Below are 23,776 nucleotides of genomic sequence, written 5' to 3' on the forward strand. Positions count from 1 at the left end.
TAATGGGAGTGGTTGCAAGCAGTGACCCAAGAATAGACAAGATTGCAATAGGTTGTTTCTCTTAGGGATACCCTATCAATTCGTTGCCCGCAGAAAAAATCTAATGTAAAGAGGTTTTAATATGGTACGAAAAGATGGTGTACATTATCATATAGAGACTGAAGGAGACGGGACTCCGGTTCTGCTCCTTCACGGTTTTACCGGCGACAGCAGCACATGGAAAAACCTTCTTCCTTTTCTGCAAGGCTGCAAAACAATTTCCGTTGACTTACTTGGGCATGGAAAAACTGATTCCCCTGCAGACCCTGATCGGTACCGGATTGAAAAGGCTGTTGAAGATATTAAGGATCTTCTTGATTCATTGCAGGCAGACAAAGTAAATCTGCTTGGCTATTCAATGGGAGGAAGGCTGGCGATTGCTTTTGCTGTAACCTATCCATCGCGGGTGGCCTCATTAATTCTGGAAAGTTCATCACCTGGTTTAAAGACTGAACAAGAGCGTAAGCAAAGGGCAGAATATGATGGCAGGCTTGCTGAGAGAATCCTAACTGAAGGAATGACTAACTTCGTCGATTATTGGGAGCGAATCCCTTTGTTTGCTTCACAGAGATCTTTGCCTGATGCGTTGCAAGCAGAAATCAGGGAGAACAGGCTGTCACAAAATCCTGTGGGACTTGCGAACAGCTTAAAAGGAATGGGAACTGGAACACAGCCCGGATATTGGCAGGAATTAAGCAGTCTTCCTATGGAAATGCTTTTTATAGTCGGTGAATTGGACAACAAGTTTTGCAAGATTGCGGAAGAGATGCAGAAAACAGTCAAAATGGCGGCTATAGAAAAAGTTAGCGGGTGCGGCCATGCATTACATGTGGAAGAACCTGAAAAGTTTGGTACAATAGTAAGGAAGTTCTTAAAGAATACATAAGGAGGTTTTCCCGTCATGTCATTTGAGTGGGTAAGCGAAAGAAATTATGAAGACATTCTGTATGAAACATATAACGGCATAGCGAAAATCACGATCAATCGTCCTGAAGTCCGCAATGCATTCCGTCCAAAAACTGTTATGGAATTAATCGATGCTTTTGCATATGCGAGAGATGATTCCAAGGTAGGCGTCATCGTTCTTACGGGTGCTGGAGAGCACGCGTTTTGTTCAGGAGGAGACCAAAGAGTCCGCGGCCATGGCGGATACGTTGGTGAAGACGAAATTCCTCGTTTGAATGTCCTTGACTTGCAACGTCTAATCCGTGTGATTCCAAAGCCGGTAATCGCAATGGTAGCTGGATATGCGATCGGAGGCGGCCATGTGCTGCATGTGGTATGTGATATCACTATTGCTGCTGACAACGCTGTATTTGGACAAACAGGACCTAAAGTCGGCAGCTTTGATGCTGGTTATGGTGCAGGCTATCTGGCTCGCATCGTCGGCCATAAGAAAGCAAAAGAAATCTGGTACCTATGCCGCCAGTATGGCGCACAGGAAGCTCTTGAGATGGGCTTGGTCAACACGGTTGTACCTTATGAGAAACTGGAAGAAGAAACAGTACAATGGGCATCTGAAATGCTTGAGAAGAGCCCGACTGCACTACGTTTCTTGAAAGCTTCCTTCAATGCAGATACAGATGGACTTGCAGGGCTTCAACAGCTTGCTGGTGATGCAACACTTCTCTATTACACAACTGATGAGGCAAAAGAAGGCCGCGATGCGTTCAAGGAAAAACGCAAGCCGGATTTTGGACAATTCCCTCGTTTCCCTTGATTCGCAGCGACTGCGGATTTTTACAAACCTAAGCTTGATGGAAAATTCCATCAAGCTTTTTTCGGATTTTTTACATAAGTAAATTCAAAGAATAAGTTTGATTGGAGAATATAAAATGGAGAACAGTTTATTTCTTCCTAACTTTTTAAAACAAAGGGCTTTTCTTACGCCCGACAGAATAGCGCTGTCATTTGGTGAGTACAGCTGTACCTTCAAGACTTTATACAAAATTGCAGCCGGTTGGGCAGGCGCTCTTCAAGAATTGGGTCTGGTACAAGGGAAGAGAGCCGGAGTTCTAATAAAGAATACAAAAGAAGGATTCTTCATGCTTCATGCCCTTCAGCAGGCTGGGGTGACGGCGGTCATGCTGAATAACCGTCTAACTGCAGAAGAACTCAGGTTTCAGCTGGAAGATACGATGGTGGAAGCAATAGTATATGACGATGATTTTTCAATACTGGTACAAGACTTGAAAAAGAGTGTCCGTAACGAGAATGTCGTATCTCTTGGTGAAGTCGAAAATAATAAGCACCAAGGCTTTCAACCAGCTGCTCAAGTGGATATGAATGATGTCTGCACAATTATGTATACTTCAGGTACCACCGGGAATCCAAAGGGAGTACTCCAGTCCTATAACAACCATTGGTGGAGTGCTGTGGGCTCGGCCCTGAACCTTGGCCTCAAGGAAGATGATATCTGGCTGTGTACAGTTCCACTGTTCCATATCAGCGGATATTCCATCCTGATGAGAAGCATCATCTATGGAATCGAGTTAAAGCTCTTTGAAAAATTTGATGAAGAAGCTGTTAAACATGAATTGACAAGCGGCGGAGCAACAATCATCTCGGTAGTAAGTGCCATGCTGCAGAGACTGTTGAACGACTTAGATAAAGGCCGTTACCATAGTAGTTTTCGCTGTATGCTGCTGGGGGGCGGGCCTGCTCCCAAAAGCATGCTGGAAGAATGTAAAGGCAAGGATATCCCTGTCTACCAGACATATGGGATGACTGAAACCTCTTCCCAGTTTGTTACATTATCACCGGAGGACAGCTTGAAGAAGTTAGGTTCAGCGGGCAAGCCTTTGTTTCCTTGTGAATTAAAAATTGTAAAAGGAAGCAGAACAGCTGCTGCCAATGAAGAAGGAGAAATTGCCGTCAGAGGCCCAAATGTAACAAGTGGATACTTGAACCGTGATAAGGCGAATGAAGAAAGCTTCACCGATGGTTGGTTTTTAACCGGGGATATTGGATATCAAGATGAAGAAGGTTTTCTATATGTGCTTGACCGCAGATCGGACTTAATCATTTCGGGAGGGGAGAATGTTTACCCTGCTGAAATTGAATCCGTGCTGATCTCACACAGGGATATCATCGAAGCAGGTGTAATAGGACTGGAATCGGCAGAATGGGGACAAGTAGCGGGAGCGTTTGTCGTTTCCAGGAAATCACTTTCTGAAGCTGAACTGAAAGAATTCTGCCAGAACAGGTTGGCTCGGTATAAGGTTCCACACAGGTTTTATTTTGTAGACAATCTGCCACGGAACGCTTCCAATAAATTGCTGCGGAAAAACCTCAGGAGTCTCATCCAAAAGGAGAAGACGGATGAAAGTTGAAAAAGTGATTCTGCATGTTATCAGAATGAAGTTGAAAAAGCCATTCTCCACACATCTCGGCAAAGTCAATGAACGGGAAGGAATCATAACGGAGGTCATTGATGAGAAAGGAAACCGCGGATATGGAGAAGGTGTTGCCTTCAGTACTCCCTGGTATACAGAAGAGACGGTCGGTACTTCGCTTCATATCCTTAAGGAAGTATTGATTCCGCTCTTAATGAAATCCTCCATATCACACCCAAAAGAGGTTTCCTCGTTGTTCTCAACCGTGAGAAGGAACAATATGGCAAAGGCAGCCTTGGAATGCGCGGTATGGGACCTATATGCTAAACAGCTAAACAAGCCTCTTTGGAAAGTAATCGGGGGTTCAAGAGAGGTGATCAAAGCAGGTGCGGTGGCCGGAACTCCCACTATAGTCCAAACAATCGAGCAGGTTCATGAACTGGTGAAAGAAGGCTATGAGAGAATTAAAGTGAAAATATCTCCCGGAGCAGATGATGATTTGATAAAAAGCTTAAGGAGAGAGTTTCCAACTTTAAGGTTAATGGCTGATGCAAACTCTGCCTACACACTGGGCGATTTAGACCGTCTGAAGGCAATGGATGAATTCCAATTGGAAATGATCGAACAGCCTTTGGGGATTGATGATATATATGATCACAGCCTGCTCCAAAAAGAAATGAAAACAAAGATATGCCTTGATGAGAGCATTTCGTCTTTACACGATGCCAAAACCGCTATTTCGCTGGGCAGCTGCGGCTACATCAATATTAAACTTGGCAGAGTGGGAGGCTATCACACGGCCATTTCGATTCACGACTTATGCGAACGGCATGGGGTGCATGTCTGGTGCGGGGGAATGATCGAATTTGGAATTTCCAGAGCGCACAATATCGCTCTTTCAACCTTAAAAGGGTTTGATTTTCCCGGTGATATTTCTTCTTCTTCACGCTATTGGGAACAAGATATCATCGTACCGGAGATTAAGGTGACTGATGGCGAAATTCCAGTTCCGCAAGCCCCGGGAATAGGGGTTGACCTTAACAGGAAAAGACTTAAGGAAGTTACCCTGTTCAGTGAGACATATACGTAAAAGCGAGGCTGGGACCTAAGTGGAAAACTAATTGATTCAAGAAGAATTAACGAAAATAAAGCCGCATGAGGTCAAGGATTAGTAATATACTTGACATCATGCGGTTCAATCATTTTATTAGAAGGCTGGATTCGTTTAGATTGTTGCTTATGGAAGAATCCCAAGAGTTGGTTTATTCCCCTCGATACTAGGTTTTCTTATGCCATCTTACGCTATACCCTATCACGTAGAAGGATTGGAGCGGAAGCCGTGCGACCTCCTGCGGGACTAGCGGGACAGGTGAGACCCCACAGGCGAAGCCGAGGAGGCTCACCGCCCGCCCCGCGGAGTCGTGCGGCTGGAGCGGAAATCCATTACTTATTAACAGACACAACCATTGCGAAGAGAGCCTTTTATTAAGGTTTTGTCTCGACCTCTTTGCGTTTTATGATAGTGGTTCAAATGTTTTACAATCTGTCTCGTGCTGGTCATCAGCTTGTTTTCCGGTGTGACTGACAACATAAATTTGTTCGGCCGAGCAGAGGTTGCCTTTTTTCCAGAAATGACAGTTGTTCACTTCACAAAGTACGTCTTTTGCCATCATAATCACTCCCATTTTAGAAATGCCGTACAAGCTTATTTTTAATGAAAACAGGGGGATTTATGAGTGGTAACAATAACTAGGTTTTCTGCTTCAGATATCGTTTGTCGTTCATGAATAAACTCCAGAAATAAACAAATCCAGGGAACAATATGGCAAAGCCGACGATATACGTGATAAACACCGCTTTGAAGGAGTTAGGGTCCGTAAAGCCTGAGCTGATCGTGACCTCAGGATAAATGATATACGGAAGATGTGCTTTTCCATAAACATAACTTGCAATTAAGTATTGCAGAGTAATGGCGATGACAGCAATTCTGGGCATCCCCTTAATGCCTTTTTTATCTGTAGGCAGAAATAAGGCTGCACCGGCAACAAGAAACCCAAGCAAGGAGAAAAACAGCAGGAGCTGGTCCTCCACCATTTTTTCATAAAGCCAGCCTGCCTCTATTTTAAGGGTAATCATGATTAAGATGGCTGTTGCCAGTGAAATCGGTCCGGTAATCATAGCATCTCTCCGATAAACCCGATACGCTTCCAATTCCTCTGATGCCTTTGAATAATCGGCGAGCAGAAGAGAAGACAGGAATAGCGTAGAGCTGATGGCAAAGCCGATAAAAGCATACTCATTCGGGCTGGTAAACAGTTCTCCCAACTGCAGCGTCTGGCCATTTTCAAAGTCAACGAATTCTCCATGTGAAATAGGCAGCACGCTGATCAGCAGTCCTGGAATAAAAAGTCCGCATATTCCTGAGATGTAGGTAAGCACTTTCCTGTATTCTTCTGCGACATGGGAAAATACAAGAAAGGCGCTTCGCAGGGCCAGGAGCAAGAGAATCATGCTTCCTGGTACCAGGAGGACTGTACCCAGTGAGTAGGCTGCACCGGGGAAAAAGCTGTAGACCGCTACGACGATGGCCACAATGAACGTGTTTGTTACTTCCCAGGTTGGAGACAAATAGCGGTTTGCAATATTGGTGGCTTTTGTTTTTTCCCGATTAATATAGACCATCGACCAGAAACCTGCTCCGAAGTCCATGGTGGCCATTACGGCATAGATGAATACGAACCCCCACAAAACGGTAATGGCCAATAACTCATTCGACATCTTTTCACCTCCAAGAGTTGATTAAATTATGCAGACGAGCAGGATACTGTTTGGCAGAATCAAAAAAAATGATGGTACAAGGGTGGTTCGGCCCTTATCCGCCGTCATGGGAAAACCCTATATCCTGAAAAGGAGCCGCCTCAATATTCTTTATAGCCACAAAGTAATTTCAACCAGAATTAAGAAAAGAAACCGGCTTCTGTCGTTTTTTCAACCTTATTGAGATCATCTTCAGCCGGATGTCTCCGGAAATAGTAGAGGAGAACGGATACGACGGCAATGCCCAACACAACATACACTGAGGTGAATGCAACAAACAGAGTTGCTAAATTGCCTGTCGTCGTTACCGAATCTTCCGTACTCAGCATTCTGTAAATGGTCCAGGGCTGTCTGCCGGTACACGCGAATATCCAGCCGAACTCAATGGCAAGAATGGAAAGAGGTCCTCCTGAAATGAATAACCACATCATCCATTTTGGGAATCGATCTTTTTTCAGTAATTTGTTCCAGACATATGCCATAAGTGCAAGCATGATCAACAGACTGCCAATTCCTACCATTGCGTTAAAAAGAGTGTGGACGAATAGAGGGGGCCAGTATTCTTCCGGAAAATCATTCAGGCCGATTACTTCTGTTTTAAAGCTGTTTCCTGCCAGAAAACTCAATGCCCAAGGAATTTCTATTCCCCATTTCACTTCCTGTGTTTCTTTATCGGTGAAACCGCCTATGGCTAATGGAGCATATTTTTGTGTTTCAAACAAACCTTCCGCGGCAGCAAGCTTCTCCGGCTGATATTCATGAAGCATTTGGGCAGATTCATGTCCATTGATCGCTGTCAGGAAAGAAAAGATTCCCCCAACAATCAAGCCGAGCATCAAAGCCTTCCGGTGAAACTTATACATCCTGCTGCCAAAATCCGCTCGCAGCATTTTATAAGCAGCAACAGAAGCAATCACAAATCCGCCTGTTACATAAGCAGAGAGGGCCACATGGCCTGCGGTGACAAAGAAACTAGGATTAAAGAAGGCCTTCCATGGATCGACATCAACAATCTCTCCGTTGACCATCCGGAAACCAGCTGGTGTTCCTTCAAAAGCATGGACATTGGTAATCAGTACAGCCGAAGCAAGTCCACCAAGCACAACCAGCGATAAACTCAGGATCCTCATCCAAGGAGCGATACGGTTGGCCGCATACACATAAATTGACATAAACAATGCTTCTACAAAGAAGGCATAAATCTCAATTTGGAAAGGAAGTGCCATAACCCTTCCCACGACCTCCATGAAACCGGGCCACAGTAAGGAGAGCTGGACACCGGCAATCGTTCCTGAAGGTATTCCTACTCCCAGCAGGACGGCAAAGGCCTTTGTCCATCTTTTTCCCATCACTTCATACTCATGATCTTTTGTTTTTTGATAAAGCAGTTCAGCGACCAGAATCATCATCGGAATCGCCACACCAAGCGTGGCAAAAATGATATGAAATCCCATCGTTGTTCCAAACATTGACCTTGCAATTACCAAATCATCCATAATGTTACTCCTTTAGTAAGTGATTGACGTTAGTATTGTCCACAAAAAGGAAGAAATTATGCAGAGTTATCCAATGTTGGAAGGAAGGTTATTTACAGGGAAAATAGCGTCGGAGCTGCCGCCAATACAGATTAATAAAAGAAAAAAGCACTGACCCAAAGGGATCAGCGCTTTCCACAAATCATTCACTGCCAAGAGCTTTCTGCAGCGTATCGATATTTTCGTTCATCAGGTCAAAATAATCTTTTTCCTCATCTATATCTGCCTGTGTTCGTACACCCAGATTATGAAGCGTCAATTTTTCAGCACCGATTTCTTTCTGCACGACTTCGGTCAGGCGGGATGAACCGTTTTGTTCAAAAATGATATATGAGATATTGTTTTCCATAGCGGTATCAATGATGTTCTTCAATTCCTGTTGTGAAGGTTCATCGGTTGAAGAGATTCCTGCTATCGCAACCTGTTCAATTCCGTAGCGTTCCTCCCAGTAGCTGTAAGCAGCATGAGCAACAAAGATTTGTTTTCTCTCAGCTGATTGGACTGTGCTTTCAAAGGACTCATTCAATTCATCGAGTTGAGTAACAAGAGTTTCATAGTTCTCCTTGAAAACAGGTTCATGCTCAGGCAATTCTTCTGCAAGATTTTCATAAATGCTATGAGCCAACTCTTTGGCATAAACAGGGTCCAGCCAGACGTGTGGATCGATATCATGCCCATGATCGTGGCTGTCAGCGTGATCGTCATGCCCTTCTTCTTCGTCAGCATGTTCATCATGGCCTTCTTCATCACCATGCTCTTCATTATGGGACTCTTCCTCGCTATGTCCACTCTCAAGGCTGCCCTCTATCTCAGAGCCGGCAGCAACCATGGATACATTTTCACTTTCCAAAACGTCCTTGGCACGGTCGACAAATCCTTCAAGCCCAAGGCCAATATAAATAAAGAGGTCTGCATCCGATAATTTCATCATATCTTTTTGGGAAGGTTCAAAGGTATGTTCATCAGCACCTGGTGGATAGATTGATTCAGCGGTCACGTATTCACCACCAATTTTTTCAGTGAAATCAGTTAGTGGATAGACGGTTGTATAGACTTTTAAAGCATCTGCATTATCGCTTTCTCCCTGATCGCTTTCTGCTCCGCACGCAGCCAGCAATAGAAGAAAGGAGGTCAAGACTAACAATTTTAAGTATTTCAAGTGTGTTCCTCCTTTGTGTATAAAAAAAGTGTTTTCATCTTCTCCAGTATTTAAAAAGTAATCATTACGATTTATATTCCATAAATGATTTTACTACCACATGAATATAAAAGCAAGAAAAAAACCATCAAGATTTTTTTCTGCTTGATGGCCACTCTTCCGGAACATGGTCAATCCCGCCTGGATGAAAGGGATGACATTTTACAATTCTTTTTATGGTTAACCAGCCTCCACGCAAGGCCCCAAAGCGCTTGATCGATTCCACCCCATAGTGCGAGCATGTCGGATAAAATCTGCATGTAGGCGGTTTAAGCGGAGAAATAACAAGTTGATAAAATTTAATAATCATTAAAAATAGTCTCTTCATGACAGAGCCCCCAACTTACTTATAACAGAAATATACCATGGTATGAGCGATATTAAAACTAAGTAACCCATAAGATAGCATGTAAAAGCGAACAACCGGAATTGTTCGCTTTGTCAAAAATTCGATTAGGAGCGTTTGTTTTCACCCTGATCAGCATTTTCATCCTGCTCTTCGTCATGGTTCAGATTCGGATTATTATCAATCGGGTCTACGGTATGTTTATAAGTATAGGCTTTACTGGTTGTCAGTACACTTACAAGAATGACGATAAAAATGATGATGATTGAAATTACGAGGATACCTGCGTAACCCATTTCTCATTCCTCCCTTGTCTTTCTATTTTACCATGAAGGGGATATCTCGTTAATAACTATTCCTATTATTGAAAAAGTCTGGTAAGTTTAAGACAGACTCACATAGCAATAGACATCAATCTTTCAAGAAATGGGGATTCTGATGAATTTATCTTCTATAATGAGCAGACAGACTGCAGAGCTTCAGCACACTTTAAATTTAAGTTTGCTGCAAAGCCAGATGGCATCACAGGTAGCTGGCGCAACAGCCATGATGGAAAAAATGGTCGAGCCTGCCAACGCAAGTGAAGCCCAGCATCCTTTCAAAGGGAATTCAATTGATTTGAAAGGATGAGAAAATACCCCCGACTAACTGGGGGTATTTTTAATATTGATAAATCCGTACGGAACCTTTCCGCTTTTTAGTGTACATTTCTCCTGTAACTTTGCTGTTGTTGTTCATTTGAAGTAAGTTTTTCTTTTAACGTTTCCAATATGTATAGGCGGATAAAATATTGTAGTTCATCATTGTCCATTTCTTCAATTATATTGAGCAGTTCTTGTCTTGAGGATTCTTCTAAGATCGTTAATGCAATCATATCCAAGTCTTCATCCGTTCCCCGGATTTTGCCTCGATAAATTTCATACAGTTCTTCTACTAATTTCATCATTCCCACCTCCTGTACAATTTTTTCTTCGTATTTATAACCGTTCTAGTACTTTCCTCATATGATACATAAAAGGGACAACTCACTTATTCAATATTTACCCTTTTTACAATAGGTTAATCCCACATTTTATTGTCGGAAGGGAGGAAAGGGGATGAACAAGCTGGTTATTCCGTTTGCATCAGTCATCACATCAACGGTATCCAATTTTACCAGCAGCGGCTGGAGCTCATTGCTCATGATCTTGATTATAGCGATGGTCATTGACTATCTATCAGGAATGGTTGCGGCAGGCATTGAAGGAAAACTTTCAAGCCGAACAGGTCTTAAAGGAATAGGGAAAAAATTACTCATTTTCAGCTTGGTGGCTGTTGCCCACCTTATTGATACTATACTTGGAAATCAGCATATTATTCGGGATTCCACGATAATTTTTTATCTTTGTAATGAAATTTTATCGATCATCGAAAATGCAGGCCGCGCAGGTTTGCCGATACCCCCGTTCTTGAGCGGTGCAGTTGAATCGCTGCGCAACAAGATCAAAAGGAAGAAATAAGTCTGTATAAGATTGCCGGGTTTGAGGAAAAAGATAAATAACATTGTTAAGGGGTGGAACTCATGGCAGAAGAAAAACATGACTACTATATTGAAATCGCAAATGGGGAAATATCCAGGAGTTCTACGGATTCTCCCTGGAACTTCAAAATCTCGGCCACCGATGAGGAAATCACCAGACTGAGGGAAGTATTTGATTCTAACCACGCTGTGGATTGGCGGAATTTCTATAGAGCCCATACACCCTACCTGCAATATCATTTTGATAAAGATAATGATGCCTATGACGATAATCTTCTCCATGCTTATCAAATGATTTATACACTTGGTGATGAAGAAGCTAAAAATCATATCAAGAGTATGGGCATTCTGAAAGATCTACACTGACAGCGATCATATTGATTGCTGTTTTTTTGAGTTAATATCAGAAACTTTATAACAGAGGCATACTGGTCCAGGGTGGTGATAGAAGATATTCATGGGAACCGGTGATGTAAGGGATATAAAATGCCATTGCCTGGTTGTGTAAAGTGGGGCAGAGTAAAACATGCACCTCGAGAAGTCCGTAAACGAGGTTCAAGTTGATGAAAAGGTAAAAGATACACCTCGAGAAGTCACCCTCCCCCGGGGGAAAGGGAATTAACGGAAACATTTACAACAATAAGCACGAAGCGGGAAACGAGTTATTACCGGTAAGGTTATTCATATGAACAACTCTCCGAAAAATAGTATAATGTAACCTAAAGACTACATAGAAAACATGGTGAAAAATGTATGGAAAAATTTACAGACTATCATGGGCATGAAGTGACTCTTTGTTTAGGGAGAGGTGACTTTGCGGTCGATCCTGAACATGTCTTTGTGATCGCCTGCCATAAGAATGATTGGCTTTTAACACAACATAAAAGCCGCGGACTTGAATTTCCAGGGGGCAAAATGGAGCCTGGCGAAACGCTGGAAGAGGCTGCTGAAAGGGAGCTTTTTGAAGAAACTGGTGCTATAGCATCCAAGTTAATCCGTGTCGGGACATATATGGTCAATCAGGATCCTCCTTTTGCTAAGGCGATCTTTTTTACGGATAACACCATATTAGAAGAAAAGCAACACTATCATGAGACGGATGGGCCGGTTTTGTGGAACGGCAATTTTTCAACGGTACAAGGGGATGAGAGATTCAGTTTCGTGATGAAAGACGAAGTTGTCAGCAGGACTATGGAATACTTAAAACATGAACTGAAATTTCATAAATAAAGAGGCATTATAAGCCTCTTATTCATGATTTATCAGTTTTTTTTCGATGAATTCGACGACTTTATACATCAGGGTGGCAAATACGGCAATGATCAGGAGTGACAACAGGACAAGGGAAAAATTGAACACCTGAAAACCATAGATGATCATATAGCCCAATCCTTTTGCGGACACAAGGAACTCTCCGACAATGACACCTACCCACGATAGGCCAACGTTCACTTTTAAGGTGGAAATGATAGTTGGAAAGGAAGCGGGCAATATGGCGTCTTTAAATTTCTGTGTTCTTGTCGCTCCGAATGTTTCCATTACTTTCAGGTAGTTTGGATCGACTTCCCTGAAGGATGTATACACCACGATCGTCGTGATGATAATTGAGATGATCGCACCCATGGCGATGATGGAAGTGAATCCCGGCCCTAAGGCAACGATTAAGATAGGTCCCAATGCCACTTTCGGCATGGCATTCAAAATGACGAGATAGGGATCAAGCACCTTTGAAAGAAAAGCAGACCACCAAAGGAGAGCGGCTAACATTGTTCCCAGTAGTGTTCCGAGAATGAAGCCGGCAACCGTTTCACCTAAAGTAACGGTAATATGCATAATCAGTGTTCCATCACCGATCTTCTCAATGAATAGGTTTCCTATCTTAGATGGTGAGCTGAATATCAAGGGATCTATCCATTTGGCTCTGCTTGAAACTTCCCATAGTGAAAAGAATGAGATGAAGATTAACAGCTGGTAAAACCGTACCAGTTGTTTTTCTTTTTTCAAGCTCTTTAAATATCTTTTATGGAGTTGCTCAATGTTTGGCTGATTCAAGTGACTCCAGCTCCTTCCATATACGTTGAAAGCAGTCGGAATAGGCCTCATGGTTACGTGCAGAAAAGGGCTTCAGTGTTCTAAGTTCTTCTGGTACATCAAAAATCTTGTGAATGCGGCCGGGTTTAGCGGACATTAACACAATTCTGTCACTCATGGCAATCGCTTCCCCTATATCGTGTGTCACGAGTAATGCTGTTTTGTTAAAAGCCTTCAAGGTTTCAAATACAAGGTCCTCGAGTTTCAGTTTGGTTTGATAGTCCAGTGCTGAAAAAGGTTCATCGAGCAATAACAGTTTAGGTTCCACTGCAAGTGTCCGAACAAGGGCAGCCCGCTGTCTCATACCGCCTGAAAGCTGCCGAGGGTACTGTTTCTCTACTCCTTCAAGACCGATTTCCTCAAGCAAGTTCAATGTCCATTGTTTTTTTTCTTCTGTCAGCAGGTTTTGGGTTTTCAAACCAAGGAGAATATTTTCTTCGATGTTTTTCCAGGGAAACAAGTAATCCTGCTGCAGCATATAGCCGATTTTCTGTTTGTTTTCCTCAAGGGAAACGCCCTCGATAGTGATTGTTCCTGAACTAGGTTCAAATAGGCCGGCGATGATTGAAAGCAAAGTGGTCTTTCCGCATCCGCTGGGACCTAGAAAAGAAACGAATTCACCTTCAAGAACAGATAACGATATGTTTTCAAGAGCAGTTGTCGAAGTGCTGGGGGTAAAATAGGTATGATGGATATTATCCAGTTTCAGAAGTTCCACCTCAGGATCCTCCTTTTCGAATTCTTTTTTTATAAAAGCTGATTTCGTATAGATTGTTGCTTTCGGAAAAATCCCAAGTGCCGGATTTTCCCCTGGGTACAAGGTTTTTTCTCTCTGAACAGAGAGAGTAGCTCTTTTCTTCCTTCCTTACTAAAGTTATTTTCTGTGGATAATGGCTATATTTTTTTGGGATTCATGTTAAATAGCAACAAAGTTTAAGAAAAGAGCCTTTATAAAAGAGAGGCTAGCCCAAAGGACTAACCATGTCTCTGCACTAATCCAGTTTATTCACTCATTATTTCTTCAGCTATAGTCGTATTGACTAATTTACTGTGATCGATACGGGCTGGAAGTTCGCCTGCTTCATCCATGATGTTCTGCAGGTTATTCCATTCTTCTTGATCAAGGACAGGATTTGTAGCGAATGAACCTTGGCTTCTGTAACGGTCAACTACTGTTTCGATAATATCAAGCTCGGTATCTTCGAAGTAGGCTTGAATGACTTCAGCTGTTTCAGCCGGCTCATGCTCTTCCACCCATTTTTGTGCTTTATAGATGGCTCTTGTGAATTTTTCGATTGTCTCATTGTTCTCTTCAATGAAGCTTTCTTTTGCCATGAATGTGGTATAAGGTACATGACCGGACTGTTCACCAAATGAAGCAACAATGTGGCCTTTGCCTTCTTTTTCAAAAATGGAAGCTGTCGGTTCGAAGAGCTGCACATAGTCTCCAGTACCGGAAGCAAATGCATTGGCAATGTTTGCGAAGTCTATGTTTTGAATGAGATTTAGATCTTCATGCGGATCGATGCCCTGCTTCTTCAGAACAAATTCACCGACCATTTGCGGCATACCGCCTTTGCGCTGGCCAAGGAAAGTGGACCCTTTCAGCTGTTCCCATTGAAAATCATCGACTTTTTCTCTTGAAACAAGGAACGTGCCATCAGTCTGCGTCAGTTGGGCTAAACTAACTCTTATACAGGTTAATTTTATTTTAAAGTATAATCCAAGTTAATCTGCTTGAATTTCCCCTTTTCCCGATACATTGTAATGTTCTCAAAAATACTGAGGAGCATCTCCTTTTTTCTGAAGTCATCAGCTGCCTCAAACACTTTTTTGAAATCAACTAATTTACTTAACCGTTCATATTTTTCTTCTGGCGATTCAGTATCTATAACTGCATATTCATTCAGCTGCTCGTGCAGATCATATTCTTTCTTGTTCAAATCATTAATTCGTTTGAAAAGTTCTTCTTTAGGTATTGGGTTACTTGGATCTGCAAATACGTCATACCATTTTTCCTTTTGGGATCTTACTGTTTTCAATTCAGATTCTATACCCTTTAAATCAATTTCTGGTTCAACCTCAAAACTCTTTTTAACTTTAGAAATGAAATAGTCTTTGGAGGTAATAAGATGGCTGATTTCATTCTTTATTCCATCTAGTAGTAAACTTTCATTAGTCATTCTGTTGCATTTTAAGCAACGATAATAAGTCTTCTGATCTCTCTTATCAAAGGTACCCTGCATGCTGTTATCACAGTGGCCACATTTTAATATGCCAGTGAGAATGAACTTGCCGACTCGGGATCGATTCATCTCCCTGCCTTTTATCGTTTTCTGAGCTTTCCTGAATAATGTTTCACTAATGATAGGCGTATGGTTGTTCGGGATAATCTTTTCACCCCAGCGATAGGTGCCAATATACATTTCATTCATCAGGATATCTCTAATTGAATTGTGGTTCCAAATAGAGGCCTTTCTTGGTTTTACACCAATTTCATTTAAACGGTCGGCGATAGATCGGTATCCAAAACCATCACAATATAGTTGGAAAATCATTTGTACATTTTTAGCTTCATGTTCCAGCACTTCGCAATTAAAATCTTTATCGAACTTGTATCCATAAGGTGAATGGCCGCCTGGCTTCTTTCCATCATCAATCATTTGTTCAATACCGAATTTCACACGCTCTGCGAGATTCTCTCTTTCCCATTGGGCTAGCGCAGCTACCAGGGTAAGGAATAGTCTTCCCATGGCGGTTGAAGTATCATAAACCTCTGTAGCAGACCTGAAAGCTACCTGATGTTGGTCAAAGGTTTTAAGTAAAAGATACAAATCTAATACCGATCTTGTGAGCCTGTCTAATCGATAAACCAAGACGATGTCCATTTTCCCTCTTTTAACATCCTGAAGAAGCTTCTTCATTTGCGGCCGTTCTAAATCCTTTGCTGACCATCCTTCTTCCACATACTCATGAACTAATTCCCATCCCTGGCTTGCGCAGAAAGCTCTCAGGCGCTCTCGTTGTGCTGGAATAGAGAATCCTTCTTTAGCCTGTTCATCGGTGGATACACGGACATATGTTGCTACTCTCATATTCTTTCTCCTTTGAAATTATGTTCTTGTAAAATGTTAATTAATTTCCTAGGGACTCCGTATTCTTCTATCGCTTCCGTTATCATCACTGCATCAGTATTTATTGAATTTGAAAATAGGAGATTGACAGCAAACAGGTTGGCGTCAACTTCTATACGATCTGTAGAAAAGAAAGTGTGTTTCTTTAAAAAAGGTGTATTTGAATCTGGATGAAGTATGGCATGGCCAAGTTCATGGGAACAAATAAAAGTCTTCTGTTTTTCAGAGGTGTTTTCGTTAATGTGGATAATCTTGATTCGAAAGTTTTTATTATAATAACCCAGAGTGTTGCCCAAGTTTTCCTGAACAACCAGGATCCCCATATTTTCAGCAATTGTAAAAGGGCAGTTCGTTTTATATCTCTTTATTAACTTCTGGACCTTTTTAGAAATCGACTCCATTGGGACACTCCTAGTTACGATATTTTTTAGGTGTGAATTTTTGTTTAGAGAGTCTTTTCGCTAATCTTAATGAATTCTCTAAAGATGAAATGAGTAATTCTCTATCTTCTTCATCCATATCTTCCATGGTTTGACCATCAAAGGCTGCATATCCATTAGACGATTCCAAGCCCTCGATCATTCTCTGCAACTCTTTTTTAATATCTCTCTCATCTTTAGCCGTTAGTTCATCAAATCTTTTTTTATCTGTACGGCCCAATATGTAGTCTGTTGAGACATCAAAGAAATCAGCGACTTTTTGAACATTTTCAATTTTAGGAGAGGACGTATCCCATCTTCGTATTTGCCCATTGGAGAGTCCAACCTTTCTCTCTACTTCGGCAAAAGTTAATTTTTTCTCATCACAAAGACTTTTTATTTTATTAACTAAACCCATTAATATCAACCTTTCGAAGGCTTATGAATAAAATAAATTAACTTTTAAGCTATTTTTAGTTTGACAAATAGCATTTACGCTAATATACTGTGTTCATAAGCTAATTTATTAGCTAAAAGAGTACAAAAAAGACGACCCAATCAAATACAATTTCCGACGCTGGGGAGCAGATGAAATGTACATTTATAGGCTTTTTAAAGTCTTATTTAGCTATGGCTTGATAATAGCATATACGCTAATCAGGGTCAATATTTTTTAGAAAATTAGCTAATAAATTAGCTTACATTGTTGAAGGAGGTAGAAAAATGTCAGAGGAACTAGGAGTTAAAGTGCGTTCTGAGTTATTTAAAAGGAAAATGAGCCAAAAGCAATTAGCAGATCTGGTTGGAATTTCAAATGCTTATTTATCAGATATTATAAACGGTCGGAAAAACGGCCCTAAAGCTCAGGGACATATTAAGCATATCCAAAAGATCCTATCTTTATAGGAAGGATAGGTGAAAAAAATGTCATCAACTCCAAATGTTGTACACGAACATTCAGCGCATACATCTTCTAATGAGGAGATGGTGCCAATGAAAAAGCATCCGAAGGTCAATATGCGGTGTGTCGGAAAAAGAAAAGAACCTTCAAAGGCGGCTGTAGATCGCTTCATTGCAATTTATCTCGAAGTAGCAAAGGAAGTTAAAAAGGGGGTCAACTAATTGGAAAAAGGAATTCAACATCGTATAGCTTATTACACTCGCAAAGTCGCGGAAAAGGTATCTGTTCACCCTTCGAGGAAGCAGCCACGTTCCTACACTTACCGGAACTACAGATTGATGCTTTATAAGAGATTGATGCACCAGCAGATTGAAGCAGCTGGATATAGCCTTAAAAAAATCATGAGCTGAAAAGCTCACTTCTTTTTCGACATCGTTGCGAAATTTACCGTCGAAAATATGAAAGTTTAGAAGAATCGCATTTTAATTGTCGCAAATTGTAGTGAATAACCAGTTCGGAAGATAACTAGTTCGTAAAAGGAGGTGAAGAAGATGGGAATCAGTACAGAGATTATCAACTATATAGCTGACGGAGACTTACACTCAAAGATGAAAGATGTGGAGCACTCTACCAGCTTAAGAGAAATCGTAACGGTAGCTTATATGATCGAAAACCCGGCGGAGTAAGCAGCTGGGATTCCCTGAAGGGAGGTGAGGAAGGAAAGTGGCAGAAGGAAATGGATTCATCGACGATCACGGCGATCTTGCTGAAATCACATGGGACCAATACTTGTACTTCTTGTGGCATGGAGTTCCAAGGGGAATGGAAATTGTTAAGGTGCCTGAACAACCAAAAGAAAAATAGCACGTGCTGCAACACGCGCTATCTGTAAAAGGTGATTCTGCTAAAAAGCTTATACATATTTTATCGGAATCGCCCAGAAAAAACAATGGAGGGTGAATAGTGAAGATTATATTTAAGGAATTGCGTATTGAAAATTTTAAAAATCACAAGTCGTTATTAGTCGAATTTGGCGAAGTGACAAACATCGCCGGCCGCAATGGTGCAGGTAAGTCATCAATCGGTGATGCAGTTACCTGGGCGCTATATGGTACTGACACAATGGGTTCCAAACTAGACCCTAAACCAATCGATGCAGAAGAAGGAACTGAAACCAGAGTAGAGTTGTGGATACGATTCAATGACAAAGACATTCTTCTTAGCCGAACACAAAAGAAAACCGCAAAGTATTTCATTAATGAAATTCCTAAGAAGGCTACTGAATTTAATGAGCTTCTGGATGAAATATTTGATAAGAACCTTTTCCTTTCACTTTTCAATCCAGCTTACTTCTTTACTCAGCACTGGCAGGATCAACGCACTCAGCTACTCCAATATGTAAAGGAACCATTGAATAAAGAGGTTTTAGCTGAATTGCCAAAGGTGCTGCAGACAGAACTGGAGGAGCCTCTAAAAAAGCATAACCTTGATGACTTGGAGAAACTTCATCGAGAAAAGGCGAAACAGGGCAAGTCGAATTATGAAAGAGCTGCCGAAAGGGTCCTGACTCTTGAAGAGCAATTTTCTAAAACGGAAGAGCCTTCAGTTGATGTAGAGAAATACCAGAAGGAAATCGAATCCTTACATGGTCAACGTGCTGCCATTGATGAAGAGAATGCAGATCGCCAAAAACAAATCATCGCCCGTAATCGAATAGAGGGGCAGATTGATAACCTTTCTACTCAAATCAACCAACAGAAAAATATCGTTCAATCCATTAAGGATGAGGAAATTCAAGATGCCTGCACAACATGTGGACAACCTCTCAAAGAAGATGCCATTACAAAGGTTAAAGAAAACAGACAGGGTCGTTTTAACAAAGAGGTAGCCAAAGGAAAAGAACTGGTCCAGAAGGTTAATGAGTTGAAGCAATTACTGGCTGCCATGCCGGAACCGGCGGACATTGACCGAACAAAGCTGAATGAGATTGAGGATAAGTTGATGGAATTGCAAATGAAGGTTAAATCATCCGGAATGCAAAAAGAGCTTGAGCAGGATCTCCAGGAAGCCAAGGTACGAAAAGAGCAGCTGAGAAAAGAGAAGAACGATTCACAGAGTATGGTGGATGCCATTAAAGAATTCCGCGCCAAGCGTTCAGAACTAATGGTACAGAAGGTGGATGACCTCTTTTCAACTATCAAAGTTCGACTCTATGAAACACTCAAAAACGGTGAAGAGAGAGCGACATTTGAAATTGAAATGGATGGTAAGCCTTACAGCAAGCTTTCTACTGCAGAGAAGATTAAGGCCGGCTTGGAACTTATTGAAGTTATATCCAAGCAGTCAGAAGTCATAACGCCGACTTTCATTGATAATGCTGAGTCAATATTGCGCTTCACTGCCCCATCTGGACAGCCGATTGTGGCTCGAGTAAAGGATGTTGATTTGGATATCCAGCCGATTTCAGAGGAGGTCTTATCTTGAAACAACCAATAAATATCTGCACCAATACCAATTGTGAACAGCCAATCTTTAAAGGAGACCAGGTATGGCATCGAGGGAAAGACCTGTTCTGTAACCTTAAATGCCTCGCAACCCAAATGAAGGAGGAAGCAAATTGAATATCAAAAAGAGAAAACGTCCTGATCGAGCACCAGTTGCGGAAAAAGAAACAAAGCTTCTGGCTAATAAAACTTCTGTGTATTACACAGTTAAAGTTTCGGAGGATTACTTGGTTTCATATTATGACTATCCAATGGACCAGGTGGTTGTCTCATCTGCTCATGAAAATCCTTATTGTTTCCACAACTTAGATTATGCCAAAAATGCAGCTGAAATCGTTAAAGGGAAGATCATAAAACACACTAGCCACACAATTGAAACAGAAGAACTTGAGGAGGTAATCATTGATGAGCAGGAGTAATCAATTAGCACCAATCAATACAGAGGAGTTCGAAAACGTCTTCTCACAAAAGGAACTGGAAGTAGTCGTTAACAGTATCGCAAAGAATGCGACAAACGAAGAGCTCGCATTGTTTATTCAAATTTGTAAGCACAATGGACTGGATCCATTCAAGAACCATATTTACTTCATCAAATACGGCAACCAAATGAGCATCCAGGTATCTGTTGAAGGTATACAGTACCTGGCACAGCAAAGGGAAGATTACCGTGGAGTTTCTACACAGCTGGTCCATGAGAACGATGACTTTGAAATCGGGATTGACCCAGAAACACAGGAATTGAAAATTGAGAAGCATTCAATCAAAATCCCTCGAGGTAAAGTTGCGGCGGCGTATGCCATTGCCAAGCGTGAAGGGTACCCGGATAAGGTTGTCGTTATGGAAGTAGACGAAGTTGAGCACCTGGAAAAGAAGCAGGGTAGTCAGTGGAAAACCTACTTCAATGACATGTTTAAAAAGCATGTGTTAAAAAGAGCATTGAAGCTTCAATTTGGAATCGATGTGGATGATGCGACAGCTGCACAAAGCACAGATGATTCATTGGATGATTACAAACCAAGAGAAAGAAGAGACATCACACCTTCTTCTTTCGATGATGAACCAGATATTATCGACGATGAGGAAGCCGTTAAAAAGGCATGGGATGATATCAAAAATAAAATTAATGGTTCCAGCATAAGCGAGGACGATCTTAAGGTAATTATCAAGAAGGAATTCAACAAGAAGGCAGCAGAGTTAAATCTCGGACAAGTTACCGGTCTTTCAAGATTAGTAGATATGAAACTTAATGCAGCTGATGATAAACCTTCAGTTGAGGATGATAATTACGAGTTTGAGTTCGAAGAAGGCCAACTGGACTAATAAGTCATGAATGAACAATACAAAGTCCTCCTTCCGGCGCGGATCTGGAAGGAGGCACAAGATAAGCAGCAGGCTAAACAATTGATTATGGATTATATGCGGCACTATCCCCATTATCGCCTGGTAGCTGTCAAAGATGGTTTTGCAATATGTTATCGGAAAGATTAATGAAAGGAGTGAGGTGCCATATCTACAGGTTGGATCAAGCTTCATAGAAAGTTATTACAGAGTGATATTTTCCAGAATGAAAAGCTATTAAAGATTTTCATGTATTGCCTAATGAAGGCATCTCACTCAAATTATAAACAGCTTGTTGGACTGAAGGTTGTGAATCTAAAGCCTGGACAATTTGTATTTGGTAGAAGCAAAGCGGCCTCTGAATTAAACATGAAAGAAACGACAGTTTGGAGGTACATGAAGCTTCTCGAAAAGTTGCAATCAATATCACTAAATAGTAACAACAAATTCACCGTCGTAACCGTTGATAAATGGGGCGATTACCAATCCCATGAAGAAGATGGTGAACAACAAATGGACAACAAAAGAACAACAAAAGAACAACAAATGGACACAAACAAGAATTTAAAGAATTTAAAGAACTCTAGTAGTAGTGGTAGTGAAGAAAGTCCTTTTGATTTTTATCATGAAAATCTTCAAGTAGGAGTCACGACTTCACCCTTTGTTTACGAACAAATTGAACACTGGGTAAACGATGTCACTCCAGATTTAGTGTTAGCAGCCATGAAGTTATCAGCCAAGAAAGAAAAGAAAGGATTCGACTATACAGAAGGCATTCTAAAGAAGTGGGTTGAAGCAGGAGTCAAGACCATAGAAGATGCCAGGAAGTTCGAACAATCCTTTAAGAAAGGGACACGGAAAGCCGGCTATAAAAAACCAATAAGCAAGGAGGATTTCGATCTCAGTGAATAAAGAACAAGTCTTTGAAGTGCTAGTGCTGTTTAGAGAGACTTATAACAACTTTCATTTCGATCAAAGCAAGATCAATATCTGGCATGACCTATTAAAGGATAAAGATCCTGAAGTGATTAAGCGAAATGCCCGGGATTTAGCGTTGAAAAGTAAGTTTCCGCCATCATTATCTGAACTGGTTAATGCGGCTGAAGAAAACCCCTCTGGGCCTGCAGTGCCAAGTGTAGAAGAAACACAAGAAATGTTACAGCAACGTGCAAGGAATAAACGAAATGTTGCAAGCCCGGAAGTCCGGGAAGCTGAACTGGCTAAGATAAGAAAAATACTGAACATTCCAGATGAGGATGAAGAACATGGAAGAGCATCTAACGAATAACCCGCAGCTGTTTAATGAAGAGGCAGAGCAGGCCATAGTAGGTTCCATCTTACTTGAAGGGGATTTGATAAAAGATTGCGTTTTGACTCCAGAACACTTTCATGTAATTGAGCTGAAAAGAATCTTTTGGGCTATGAAACGGTTAGACGAAAAGAATAAACCTATTGATATCGTCTCTGTAACGAACTTGGTTAAAAAGGATATGGATAAAGTCGGAGGCGTAAGTTTCATGACGGAGCTGGCTGGATCAGTACCGACAACAAGTAACTTTAAATACTATGAATCACTTGTACTTTCATACTGGCGAAAAAGAAAGTCACTTGAAATAGCCAATACCTTCATGACACAGGTAATGGACGAAGAACCAGGAGAAGCCATTCAGTCTATAATCGATGACTTGATGAAGATTGAAGAAGATGATTCAGGAGATGACAACGGAGAAATCAAAGAAGAGCTTTATAGCCTTTACGAACAATTAGGAAATCAAGTTGATGAAATGACCGGCGTTTCCACTGGATTTTATGAATTGAACAACATGACCGGAGGATTCCAGGCGAGCGACTTGATCATTATAGGTGCCAGGCCATCGATGGGGAAAACGGCTTTCGCTTTAAATATCGCCTACAATGCAGCAGAAAAAGGAGACATGCCTGTTATTTTCTCCCTTGAGATGCCGAAGTCTCAGTTACTAAAAAGGCTGCTGTCCATAGCAGGGAATATTGATGCTCAGAAAATGAAGAATGCTCGAAATGAATTTACTGAACATGATTGGAAGAAGTTATCTCATGCAACCGGGATTATCGGCAACTTAGATTTACATATTTTTGATAAGCCCAATGTAACAGTTAATTACATCTGGTCAAAAGTCCGTAAAGTGAAAAGGGAAAATCCAGGCAAAAGATTAACTGTCATGGTTGACTACCTGCAGCTGATCGCCGGCAATGCAAAATACAAAGGGAATCGTCTCCAAGAAATCAGTGATATAAGCCGAATGTTAAAAGCAATGGCCAGGGAATTAGAAGTCAATGTGACTGCACTATCTCAGCTTTCCAGAGGAGTCGAGCAGAGGCAGGACAAAAGGCCAATGATGTCAGACTTACGTGAATCTGGGCAAATTGAGCAGGATGCGGATATCATCGGTTTTCTATATAGGGATGAGTACTATAACAAGAATTCAGAAGACAAGGGGATTACCGAGCTGATTGTGAGCAAGCACCGAAATGGACCAACTGGAACCATTCAACTTGGTTTCATTAAAGAGTATGGAAAGTTCATCAATATCGAAAGACAGAAAGAACTAAATTTTATGTAA

32 protein-coding genes and 1 pseudogene are annotated in these 23,776 nt (G+C 41.4%); 20 read left to right on the top strand and 13 right to left on the bottom strand.

Annotated features, from left to right (window positions below; genetic code table 11):
• Positions 1-121 precede the first annotated feature (121 nt).
• The 4 genes from menH (at position 122) to menC (ending at position 4,464) form a co-directional block, all read left to right on the top strand.
• Positions 122-925 (top strand): 2-succinyl-6-hydroxy-2,4-cyclohexadiene-1-carboxylate synthase, encoded by an 804-nt coding sequence (gene menH, locus M1E09_RS04010; protein ID WP_456273573.1) that lies wholly within the window; start codon positions 122-124, stop codon positions 923-925.
• 15 nt (positions 926-940) lie between these two features.
• Positions 941-1,759: a 1,4-dihydroxy-2-naphthoyl-CoA synthase gene (gene menB, locus M1E09_RS04015; RefSeq protein ID WP_456273574.1), complete on the top strand. Its 819-nt coding sequence runs from the start codon at positions 941-943 to the stop codon at positions 1,757-1,759.
• Positions 1,760-1,874: 115 nt separating this feature from the next.
• Positions 1,875-3,371: an o-succinylbenzoate--CoA ligase gene (locus M1E09_RS04020; protein ID WP_456273575.1), complete on the top strand. Its 1,497-nt coding sequence runs from the start codon at positions 1,875-1,877 to the stop codon at positions 3,369-3,371.
• Entirely contained in the window at positions 3,361-4,464 is a 1,104-nt protein-coding gene (gene menC / locus M1E09_RS04025; protein ID WP_456273576.1) for an o-succinylbenzoate synthase, read from the top strand. The genes M1E09_RS04020 and menC overlap by 11 nt, the downstream gene beginning before the upstream one ends.
• 424 nt (positions 4,465-4,888) lie before the next feature.
• On the opposite strand, the gene M1E09_RS04030 is transcribed toward menC, so the two are convergent.
• From M1E09_RS04030 to ytzI, 6 genes are all read right to left on the bottom strand, one after another.
• Positions 4,889-5,044 carry a DUF1540 domain-containing protein gene (locus M1E09_RS04030; RefSeq protein WP_456274895.1) on the bottom strand — a complete coding sequence of 52 codons (156 nt, stop codon included), beginning with the start codon at positions 5,042-5,044 and terminating at the stop codon, positions 4,889-4,891.
• 79 nt (positions 5,045-5,123) lie between these two features.
• A complete protein-coding gene (locus M1E09_RS04035; protein ID WP_456273577.1) occupies positions 5,124-6,152 on the bottom strand; it encodes a cytochrome d ubiquinol oxidase subunit II in 1,029 nt (342 codons plus the stop codon).
• 179 nt (positions 6,153-6,331) lie between these two features.
• The gene (locus M1E09_RS04040) at positions 6,332-7,687 is read right to left on the bottom strand and encodes a cytochrome ubiquinol oxidase subunit I (protein ID WP_456273578.1); all 1,356 of its coding nucleotides are present in this window, start codon (positions 7,685-7,687) and stop codon (positions 6,332-6,334) included.
• Positions 7,688-7,868: 181 nt separating this feature from the next.
• Positions 7,869-8,885 carry a metal ABC transporter solute-binding protein, Zn/Mn family gene (locus M1E09_RS04045; protein ID WP_456273579.1) on the bottom strand — a complete coding sequence of 339 codons (1,017 nt, stop codon included), beginning with the start codon at positions 8,883-8,885 and terminating at the stop codon, positions 7,869-7,871.
• A 127-nt stretch (positions 8,886-9,012) separates the two neighbouring features.
• Complete coding sequence (yidD, locus tag M1E09_RS04050; protein WP_456273580.1) at positions 9,013-9,252, bottom strand: membrane protein insertion efficiency factor YidD; 240 nt, start codon at positions 9,250-9,252, stop codon at positions 9,013-9,015.
• 125 nt (positions 9,253-9,377) lie between these two features.
• Positions 9,378-9,566 carry a YtzI protein gene (gene ytzI / locus M1E09_RS04055; RefSeq protein ID WP_456273581.1) on the bottom strand — a complete coding sequence of 63 codons (189 nt, stop codon included), beginning with the start codon at positions 9,564-9,566 and terminating at the stop codon, positions 9,378-9,380.
• A 142-nt stretch (positions 9,567-9,708) separates the two neighbouring features.
• On the opposite strand from ytzI, the gene M1E09_RS04060 reads away from it, so the two are divergent.
• The gene (locus tag M1E09_RS04060; protein WP_456273582.1) at positions 9,709-9,900 is read left to right on the top strand and encodes a polyribonucleotide nucleotidyltransferase; all 192 of its coding nucleotides are present in this window, start codon (positions 9,709-9,711) and stop codon (positions 9,898-9,900) included.
• 67 nt (positions 9,901-9,967) lie between these two features.
• On the opposite strand, the gene M1E09_RS04065 is transcribed toward M1E09_RS04060, so the two are convergent.
• A complete protein-coding gene (locus tag M1E09_RS04065; RefSeq protein WP_456273583.1) occupies positions 9,968-10,216 on the bottom strand; it encodes a DUF6154 family protein in 249 nt (82 codons plus the stop codon).
• A 151-nt stretch (positions 10,217-10,367) separates the two neighbouring features.
• On the opposite strand from M1E09_RS04065, the gene M1E09_RS04070 reads away from it, so the two are divergent.
• From M1E09_RS04070 to ytkD, 3 genes are all read left to right on the top strand, one after another.
• Complete coding sequence (locus M1E09_RS04070) at positions 10,368-10,769, top strand: phage holin family protein (protein ID WP_456273584.1); 402 nt, start codon at positions 10,368-10,370, stop codon at positions 10,767-10,769.
• A gap of 62 nt (positions 10,770-10,831) precedes the next feature.
• Positions 10,832-11,155, top strand: a complete 324-nt coding sequence (locus M1E09_RS04075; protein ID WP_456273585.1) for a hydrolase — start codon at positions 10,832-10,834, stop codon at positions 11,153-11,155.
• Between the two features lie 387 nt (positions 11,156-11,542).
• Positions 11,543-12,019, top strand: a complete 477-nt coding sequence (gene ytkD, locus M1E09_RS04080; protein ID WP_456273586.1) for an RNA deprotection pyrophosphohydrolase — start codon at positions 11,543-11,545, stop codon at positions 12,017-12,019.
• Positions 12,020-12,037: 18 nt separating this feature from the next.
• Here the strand turns inward: ytkD and M1E09_RS04085 are convergent, their stop codons facing one another.
• The 6 genes and pseudogenes from M1E09_RS04085 to M1E09_RS04110 all read right to left on the bottom strand — a co-directional run bounded on the left by M1E09_RS04085 (position 12,038) and on the right by M1E09_RS04110 (position 16,851).
• Positions 12,038-12,892: an ABC transporter permease gene (locus tag M1E09_RS04085; RefSeq protein ID WP_456273587.1), complete on the bottom strand. Its 855-nt coding sequence runs from the start codon at positions 12,890-12,892 to the stop codon at positions 12,038-12,040.
• The gene (locus M1E09_RS04090; RefSeq protein ID WP_456273588.1) at positions 12,822-13,598 is read right to left on the bottom strand and encodes an ABC transporter ATP-binding protein; all 777 of its coding nucleotides are present in this window, start codon (positions 13,596-13,598) and stop codon (positions 12,822-12,824) included. The genes M1E09_RS04085 and M1E09_RS04090 overlap by 71 nt, the downstream gene beginning before the upstream one ends.
• Before the next feature lie 284 nt (positions 13,599-13,882).
• Positions 13,883-14,569, bottom strand: a pseudogene (locus M1E09_RS04095) (ABC transporter substrate-binding protein); the annotation flags it as partial.
• Between the two features lie 17 nt (positions 14,570-14,586).
• Entirely contained in the window at positions 14,587-15,975 is a 1,389-nt protein-coding gene (locus tag M1E09_RS04100; RefSeq protein WP_456273589.1) for a recombinase family protein, read from the bottom strand.
• Complete coding sequence (locus M1E09_RS04105) at positions 15,972-16,415, bottom strand: ImmA/IrrE family metallo-endopeptidase (protein WP_456273590.1); 444 nt, start codon at positions 16,413-16,415, stop codon at positions 15,972-15,974. The genes M1E09_RS04100 and M1E09_RS04105 overlap by 4 nt, the downstream gene beginning before the upstream one ends.
• 10 nt (positions 16,416-16,425) lie before the next feature.
• Positions 16,426-16,851, bottom strand: a complete 426-nt coding sequence (locus tag M1E09_RS04110) for a helix-turn-helix domain-containing protein (RefSeq protein ID WP_456273591.1) — start codon at positions 16,849-16,851, stop codon at positions 16,426-16,428.
• A 305-nt stretch (positions 16,852-17,156) separates the two neighbouring features.
• On the opposite strand from M1E09_RS04110, the gene M1E09_RS04115 reads away from it, so the two are divergent.
• From M1E09_RS04115 to dnaB, 12 genes are all read left to right on the top strand, one after another.
• Positions 17,157-17,339, top strand: coding sequence for a helix-turn-helix transcriptional regulator (locus tag M1E09_RS04115; protein ID WP_456273592.1), 183 nt, complete (start codon positions 17,157-17,159; stop codon positions 17,337-17,339).
• Between the two features lie 87 nt (positions 17,340-17,426).
• On the top strand, positions 17,427-17,555 hold the full coding sequence (locus M1E09_RS04120) for a hypothetical protein (RefSeq protein WP_456273593.1): 129 nt from the start codon (positions 17,427-17,429) through the stop codon (positions 17,553-17,555).
• Positions 17,556-17,744, top strand: a complete 189-nt coding sequence (locus tag M1E09_RS04125; RefSeq protein WP_456273594.1) for a hypothetical protein — start codon at positions 17,556-17,558, stop codon at positions 17,742-17,744.
• Between the two features lie 141 nt (positions 17,745-17,885).
• Positions 17,886-18,020: a hypothetical protein gene (locus M1E09_RS04130; protein WP_456273595.1), complete on the top strand. Its 135-nt coding sequence runs from the start codon at positions 17,886-17,888 to the stop codon at positions 18,018-18,020.
• A 37-nt stretch (positions 18,021-18,057) separates the two neighbouring features.
• A complete protein-coding gene (locus tag M1E09_RS04135; protein ID WP_456273596.1) occupies positions 18,058-18,198 on the top strand; it encodes a hypothetical protein in 141 nt (46 codons plus the stop codon).
• Between the two features lie 99 nt (positions 18,199-18,297).
• Positions 18,298-19,818: an AAA family ATPase gene (locus tag M1E09_RS04140; RefSeq protein WP_456273597.1), complete on the top strand. Its 1,521-nt coding sequence runs from the start codon at positions 18,298-18,300 to the stop codon at positions 19,816-19,818.
• Complete coding sequence (locus M1E09_RS04145; protein ID WP_456273598.1) at positions 19,815-19,955, top strand: hypothetical protein; 141 nt, start codon at positions 19,815-19,817, stop codon at positions 19,953-19,955. The genes M1E09_RS04140 and M1E09_RS04145 overlap by 4 nt, the downstream gene beginning before the upstream one ends.
• Positions 19,952-20,257 carry a hypothetical protein gene (locus M1E09_RS04150; RefSeq protein WP_456273599.1) on the top strand — a complete coding sequence of 102 codons (306 nt, stop codon included), beginning with the start codon at positions 19,952-19,954 and terminating at the stop codon, positions 20,255-20,257. The genes M1E09_RS04145 and M1E09_RS04150 overlap by 4 nt, the downstream gene beginning before the upstream one ends.
• Positions 20,244-21,158: a RecT family recombinase gene (locus M1E09_RS04155; protein WP_456273601.1), complete on the top strand. Its 915-nt coding sequence runs from the start codon at positions 20,244-20,246 to the stop codon at positions 21,156-21,158. Before M1E09_RS04150 ends, M1E09_RS04155 begins: the two co-directional genes overlap by 14 nt.
• A 279-nt stretch (positions 21,159-21,437) precedes the next feature.
• Complete coding sequence (locus M1E09_RS04160) at positions 21,438-22,088, top strand: DnaD domain-containing protein (RefSeq protein ID WP_456273602.1); 651 nt, start codon at positions 21,438-21,440, stop codon at positions 22,086-22,088.
• Entirely contained in the window at positions 22,081-22,464 is a 384-nt protein-coding gene (locus tag M1E09_RS04165) for a replicative helicase loader/inhibitor (protein WP_456273603.1), read from the top strand. The genes M1E09_RS04160 and M1E09_RS04165 overlap by 8 nt, the downstream gene beginning before the upstream one ends.
• Positions 22,442-23,776, top strand: coding sequence for a replicative DNA helicase (gene dnaB, locus M1E09_RS04170; protein ID WP_456273604.1), 1,335 nt, complete (start codon positions 22,442-22,444; stop codon positions 23,774-23,776). The genes M1E09_RS04165 and dnaB overlap by 23 nt, the downstream gene beginning before the upstream one ends.

It is taken from the genome of Bacillus sp. AK031 (assembly GCF_053903065.1).

Coding starts and splice junctions, on each gene's coding strand:
- M1E09_RS04020 (WP_456273575.1), top strand. CDS start 1,875: ATGGAGAACAGTTTATTTCTTCCTAACTTTTTAAAACAAAGGGCTTTT.
- menC (WP_456273576.1), top strand. CDS start 3,361: ATGAAAGTTGAAAAAGTGATTCTGCATGTTATCAGAATGAAGTTGAAA.
- M1E09_RS04060 (WP_456273582.1), top strand. CDS start 9,709: ATGAATTTATCTTCTATAATGAGCAGACAGACTGCAGAGCTTCAGCAC.
- menB (WP_456273574.1), top strand. CDS start 941: ATGTCATTTGAGTGGGTAAGCGAAAGAAATTATGAAGACATTCTGTAT.
- yidD (WP_456273580.1), bottom strand. CDS start 9,252: ATGAAGAGACTATTTTTAATGATTATTAAATTTTATCAACTTGTTATT.
- ytkD (WP_456273586.1), top strand. CDS start 11,543: ATGGAAAAATTTACAGACTATCATGGGCATGAAGTGACTCTTTGTTTA.
- M1E09_RS04115 (WP_456273592.1), top strand. CDS start 17,157: ATGTCAGAGGAACTAGGAGTTAAAGTGCGTTCTGAGTTATTTAAAAGG.
- M1E09_RS04110 (WP_456273591.1), bottom strand. CDS start 16,851: ATGGGTTTAGTTAATAAAATAAAAAGTCTTTGTGATGAGAAAAAATTA.
- M1E09_RS04160 (WP_456273602.1), top strand. CDS start 21,438: ATGAAGGCATCTCACTCAAATTATAAACAGCTTGTTGGACTGAAGGTT.
- menH (WP_456273573.1), top strand. CDS start 122: ATGGTACGAAAAGATGGTGTACATTATCATATAGAGACTGAAGGAGAC.
- M1E09_RS04030 (WP_456274895.1), bottom strand. CDS start 5,044: ATGGCAAAAGACGTACTTTGTGAAGTGAACAACTGTCATTTCTGGAAA.
- M1E09_RS04035 (WP_456273577.1), bottom strand. CDS start 6,152: ATGTCGAATGAGTTATTGGCCATTACCGTTTTGTGGGGGTTCGTATTC.
- M1E09_RS04065 (WP_456273583.1), bottom strand. CDS start 10,216: ATGATGAAATTAGTAGAAGAACTGTATGAAATTTATCGAGGCAAAATC.
- M1E09_RS04070 (WP_456273584.1), top strand. CDS start 10,368: ATGAACAAGCTGGTTATTCCGTTTGCATCAGTCATCACATCAACGGTA.
- ytzI (WP_456273581.1), bottom strand. CDS start 9,566: ATGGGTTACGCAGGTATCCTCGTAATTTCAATCATCATCATTTTTATC.
- M1E09_RS04085 (WP_456273587.1), bottom strand. CDS start 12,892: ATGAGGCCTATTCCGACTGCTTTCAACGTATATGGAAGGAGCTGGAGT.
- M1E09_RS04120 (WP_456273593.1), top strand. CDS start 17,427: ATGAAAAAGCATCCGAAGGTCAATATGCGGTGTGTCGGAAAAAGAAAA.
- M1E09_RS04105 (WP_456273590.1), bottom strand. CDS start 16,415: ATGGAGTCGATTTCTAAAAAGGTCCAGAAGTTAATAAAGAGATATAAA.
- M1E09_RS04100 (WP_456273589.1), bottom strand. CDS start 15,975: ATGAGAGTAGCAACATATGTCCGTGTATCCACCGATGAACAGGCTAAA.
- dnaB (WP_456273604.1), top strand. CDS start 22,442: ATGGAAGAGCATCTAACGAATAACCCGCAGCTGTTTAATGAAGAGGCA.
- M1E09_RS04130 (WP_456273595.1), top strand. CDS start 17,886: ATGGGAATCAGTACAGAGATTATCAACTATATAGCTGACGGAGACTTA.
- M1E09_RS04040 (WP_456273578.1), bottom strand. CDS start 7,687: ATGGATGATTTGGTAATTGCAAGGTCAATGTTTGGAACAACGATGGGA.
- M1E09_RS04155 (WP_456273601.1), top strand. CDS start 20,244: ATGAGCAGGAGTAATCAATTAGCACCAATCAATACAGAGGAGTTCGAA.
- M1E09_RS04075 (WP_456273585.1), top strand. CDS start 10,832: ATGGCAGAAGAAAAACATGACTACTATATTGAAATCGCAAATGGGGAA.